4 protein-coding genes are annotated in these 4,686 nt (G+C 69.3%); all 4 read left to right on the top strand.

Annotated elements, in window-relative coordinates:
* Nucleotides 1–176 precede the first annotated feature (176 nt).
* The 4 genes from dnaK (at nt 177) to AOK01_RS27600 (ending at nt 4,505) form a co-directional block, all read left to right on the top strand.
* A complete protein-coding gene (gene dnaK, locus AOK01_RS27615) occupies nt 177–2,045 on the top strand; it encodes a molecular chaperone DnaK (protein ID WP_055516392.1) in 1,869 nt (622 codons plus the stop codon).
* Nucleotides 2,042–2,743, top strand: a complete 702-nt coding sequence (grpE, locus tag AOK01_RS27610) for a nucleotide exchange factor GrpE (protein ID WP_055516390.1) — start codon at nt 2,042–2,044, stop codon at nt 2,741–2,743. Before dnaK ends, grpE begins: the two co-directional genes overlap by 4 nt.
* A gap of 87 nt (nt 2,744–2,830) precedes the next feature.
* A complete protein-coding gene (gene dnaJ / locus AOK01_RS27605) occupies nt 2,831–4,024 on the top strand; it encodes a molecular chaperone DnaJ (protein ID WP_055516387.1) in 1,194 nt (397 codons plus the stop codon).
* A gap of 7 nt (nt 4,025–4,031) precedes the next feature.
* A complete protein-coding gene (locus AOK01_RS27600; protein WP_055516385.1) occupies nt 4,032–4,505 on the top strand; it encodes a heat shock protein transcriptional repressor HspR in 474 nt (157 codons plus the stop codon).
* The last annotated feature ends 181 nt before the right edge of the window (nt 4,506–4,686 follow it).

Raw genomic sequence — 4,686 nt, 5'->3', positions numbered from 1 at the left:
CTGCGCGACCAGCCCCCACCACCCCGCAGACGACCAAGCGACCGCAGGTCACCCCCCAAGATGCGCCTAAGCAAGAGATAAGAGTTGAGCCCCCACGACTCAGCTCTGTTGACCGAGCGGCAAGCGTCATGCACACTTGAGCCCGTTCCACTCAAGTCATTGCTGGAGGAATCGAAATGGCACGTGCGGTCGGCATCGACCTGGGCACGACTAACTCCGTCGTGAGCGTTCTGGAGGGCGGTGAGCCCACCGTCATCACCAACGCCGAGGGCGCCAGGACCACGCCGTCCGTCGTCGCCTTCGCCAAGAACGGCGAGGTGCTCGTCGGAGAGGTCGCGAAGCGCCAGGCGGTCACGAACGTGGACCGGACCATCAGGTCCGTGAAGCGTCACATGGGCACGGACTGGAAGATCGAGCTCGACGGAAAGCACTTCAACCCGCAGCAGATGAGCGCCTTCATCCTGCAGAAGCTGAAGCGCGACGCCGAGGCGTACCTGGGCGAGAAGGTGGCCGACGCGGTCATCACCGTCCCGGCGTACTTCAACGACTCCGAGCGTCAGGCGACGAAGGAGGCCGGCGAGATCGCGGGCCTGAACGTCCTGCGTATCGTCAACGAGCCGACGGCCGCCGCCCTGGCCTACGGCCTCGACAAGGACGACCAGACCATCCTCGTCTTCGACCTCGGTGGCGGCACGTTCGACGTGTCGCTCCTGGAGATCGGCGACGGCGTCGTCGAGGTGAAGGCCACCAACGGCGACAACCACCTCGGTGGTGACGACTGGGACCAGCGGGTCGTCGACTACCTGGTGAAGCAGTTCAACTCCGGCCACGGTGTGGACCTGGGCAAGGACAAGATGGCCCTCCAGCGCCTGCGCGAGGCCGCGGAGAAGGCCAAGATCGAGCTCTCCAGCTCCACGGAGACGTCGATCAACCTGCCCTACATCACCGCGTCCGCCGAGGGCCCGCTGCACCTGGACGAGAAGCTCACGCGCGCCCAGTTCCAGCAGCTCACGGCCGACCTTCTGGAGCGCTGCAAGACGCCGTTCCACAACGTCATCAAGGACGCCGGCATCCAGCTGAGCGAGATCGACCACGTCGTCCTCGTCGGTGGCTCCACCCGTATGCCCGCCGTCGCGGAGCTCGTCAAGGAGCTGACCGGCGGCCAGGACGCCAACAAGGGCGTCAACCCGGACGAGGTCGTCGCCATCGGCGCCGCCCTCCAGGCCGGTGTCCTCAAGGGTGAGGTCAAGGACGTCCTGCTCCTCGACGTGACCCCGCTGTCCCTCGGTATCGAGACCAAGGGAGGGATCATGACCAAGCTCATCGAGCGCAACACCACGATCCCGACCAAGCGGTCCGAGATCTTCACGACGGCCGAGGACAACCAGCCGTCCGTCCAGATCCAGGTCTACCAGGGCGAGCGCGAGATCGCGGCGTACAACAAGAAGCTCGGGATGTTCGAGCTGACGGGTCTGCCGCCGGCCCCGCGCGGCGTCCCGCAGATCGAGGTCGCCTTCGACATCGACGCCAACGGCATCATGCACGTGACCGCGAAGGACCTGGGCACGGGCAAGGAGCAGAAGATGACCGTCACCGGCGGCTCCTCGCTGCCGAAGGACGAGGTCGACCGGATGCGCCAGGAGGCCGAGCAGTACGCGGACGAGGACCACCGTCGCCGCGAGTCGGCCGAGGCCCGCAACCAGGGCGAGCAGCTCGTCTACCAGACGGAGAAGTTCCTCAAGGACAACGAGGAGAAGGTCCCCGGCGACGTCAAGACCGAGGTCGAGGCGAGCGTCGAGGAGCTGAAGGCCGCGCTCAAGGGTGAGGACACCGCTGAGATCCGTACGGCCACCGAGAAGGTCGCCGCCGTCTCCCAGAAGCTGGGCCAGGCGATGTACGCCGACGCCCAGGCCGCCCAGGGTGCCGCGGGCGCCGAGGCCCCGGGTGCCGGCGCGGGTCCTGAAGCCGACGCCAAGGCCGACGACGACGTCGTCGACGCCGAGATCGTCGACGAGGACCGTGACCGCAAGGACGGTGCCGCGTGACGGAGGAGACCCCGGGCTTCGACGAGCAGCCCGACGTCCCCTCCGGCGCCACCTCTGAAGACGCCGAGCCGCAGGCCGCCCCCTCCTCCGCGGAGGACGGGGCGGCCCCGGCCGGGGACACGGCAGCAGCTCGGTCCGCAGCCCAGATCACCGGCCTGACGGCCCAGCTGGACCAGGTCCGTACGGCGCTCAACGAACGTACGGCGGACGTCCAGCGGCTCCAGGCCGAGTACCAGAACTACCGCCGCCGGGTCGAGCGCGACCGGATCGCGGTCAAGGAGGTCGCCATCGCGAACCTCCTGACCGAGCTCCTGCCCGTGCTCGACGACATCGGCCGCGCCCGGGAACACGAAGAACTGGTCGGCGGTTTCAAGTCGGTGGCCGAGTCGCTGGAGGCCGTCGCGGGAAAGATGGGCCTGCAGCAGTTCGGCAAGGAGGGCGAGCCCTTCGACCCGATGATCCACGAGGCCCTGATGCACTCGTACGCGCCGGACGTCACGGAGACGACGTGCGTGGCGATTCTCCAGCCGGGGTATCGCTTCGGCGAGCGCACCATCCGCCCTGCGCGGGTGGCGGTCGCGGAGCCGCAGCCGGGCGCGCAGCCCGCCCAGGGCGACGAGACGGACCCGTCGAACACGGCGAGCACGGCGAACGGGGCGGCCGACGACAAGGAGAGCGGTGGCCCGGACGAGGGCTGACGTGACACGGACCGTACGCGCGCCCGCACGCACGGAGCAGGCTGAGCGCGTACGTGAGAGTGACGTACGGAAGGAGGGGCGTCGAGGATGAGCACCAAGGACTTCATCGAGAAGGACTACTACAAGGTCCTCGGCGTCCCCAAGGACGCCACCGAGGCCGAGATCAAGAAGGCGTACCGGAAGCTCGCCCGCGAGTTCCACCCGGACGCCAACAAGGGGAACGCGAAGGCCGAGGACCGCTTCAAGGAGATCTCCGAGGCGAACGACATCCTTGGGGACCCCAAGAAGCGCAAGGAGTACGACGAGGCCCGCACCCTCTTCGGCAACGGCGGCTACCGGCCGGGCCCCGCAGGCTCGGGTGGTTCCTTCAACTTCGACCTGGGGGACCTCTTCGGAGGCGGCCCCCAGGGCGGAGCCGGCGGTGCCGGTCAGGCGGGCGGCTTCGGCGGCGGCATCGGGGACGTCTTCGGAGGTCTCTTCAACCGCGGCGGCCCAGGGCCCGGCACTCGTACCCAGCCGCGGCGCGGCCAGGACATCGACACCGAGGTCACGCTCAGTTTCACGGAGGCGGTGGACGGCGCGACCGTGCCGCTCCGCATGACCTCGCAGTCACCCTGCAAGGCCTGCTCGGGCACCGGCGACAAGAACGGCACACCGCGCGTGTGCCCGACCTGCGTCGGCACCGGTCAGGTGGCGCGCGGCTCGGGCGGCGGTTTCTCGCTGACCGACCCGTGCCCCGACTGCAAGGGCCGCGGCCTGATCGCGGAGCACGCGTGCGCGGTCTGCGGCGGCTCGGGACGCGCCAAGTCGTCCCGGACCATGCAGGTCCGTATCCCCGCCGGGGTCTCGGACAGCCAGCGCATCCGCCTGCGCGGCAAGGGCGCACCGGGCGAACGGGGCGGGCCCGCGGGCGACCTGTACGTCACCGTGCACGTGGACGCGCACCCGGTCTTCGGCCGCAAGGGCGACAACCTCACCGTCACGGTGCCCGTCACCTTCACGGAGGCGGCGCTCGGCGGCGAGGTCCGCGTGCCCACGCTCGCCGGACCTCCGGTCACCCTGAAACTGCCGCCGGGCACACCCAACGGGCGTACGATGCGCGCCCGCGGCAAGGGTGCGGTCCGCAAGGACGGCAGCCGGGGGGATCTGTTGGTCACCGTCGAGGTGAGTGTCCCCAAGGACGTGACGGGGAAGGCTCGTGACGCGCTGGAGGCGTATCGCGAGGCGACCGCGGAGGAGGATCCGCGGGCCGAGCTGTTCGAGGCAGCGAAGGGAGCATGAGGTCACCATGGACGTACCCGGACGTCGCCGGCAGAACTCATTCACCGGCAGAGCCTACGAGCTGACGGAAGAAACACCGGTGTACGTCATCTCGGTGGCCGCCCAGCTCTCGGGTCTGCACCCGCAGACGCTGCGTCAGTACGACCGCCTCGGCCTGGTCTCCCCGGACCGCACGGCAGGACGCGGTCGCCGCTACTCGGCCCGCGACATCGAACTGCTGCGCACCGTCCAGCAGTTGTCGCAGGACGAGGGCATAAACCTCGCCGGCATCAAGCGCATCATCGAGCTGGAGAACCAGGTCGCCGCGCTCCAGTCCCGCGTCGCGGAACTGCAGTCGGCCCTGGAGGGCGCGGCGGCGACCATGCAGCAGCGCGAGGCCGCGGTCCACGCCTCGTACCGCCGCGACCTGGTCCCGTACCAGGAGGTCCAGCAGACGAGCGCGCTGGTGGTATGGCGCCCGAAGCGCCCACCGACGGACTGACTCATGTGTCGGGGCCCGGAGGTTCACTGAAGAGTGAACCTCCGGGCCCCATCCGTTGGTGCCGGTGCCGTCCCGTCAGACGTCGTACAGATTGACGGTGACCGACCCGTCGGCGCCGGTGATGGTGTAGCTGCCGGGACCCTGGACCGGCACGCAGCCGGCGGCGAGTTCGTCGTCGACG

Origin of the sequence: Streptomyces aurantiacus, from assembly GCF_001418335.1 — a bacterium.
Lineage (GTDB): Bacteria > Actinomycetota > Actinomycetes > Streptomycetales > Streptomycetaceae > Streptomyces > Streptomyces aurantiacus.
Note: the sequence above shows the minus strand (reverse complement) of the source record. Positions and strands in the feature narration are given on the sequence as shown.

Bases quoted from the DNA above. Each gene is read 5' to 3' on its own strand.
- dnaK (WP_055516392.1), top strand. From the start codon at position 177: ATGGCACGTGCGGTCGGCATCGACCTGGGCACGACTAACTCCGTCGTG.
- dnaJ (WP_055516387.1), top strand. From the start codon at position 2,831: ATGAGCACCAAGGACTTCATCGAGAAGGACTACTACAAGGTCCTCGGC.
- AOK01_RS27600 (WP_055516385.1), top strand. From the start codon at position 4,032: ATGGACGTACCCGGACGTCGCCGGCAGAACTCATTCACCGGCAGAGCC.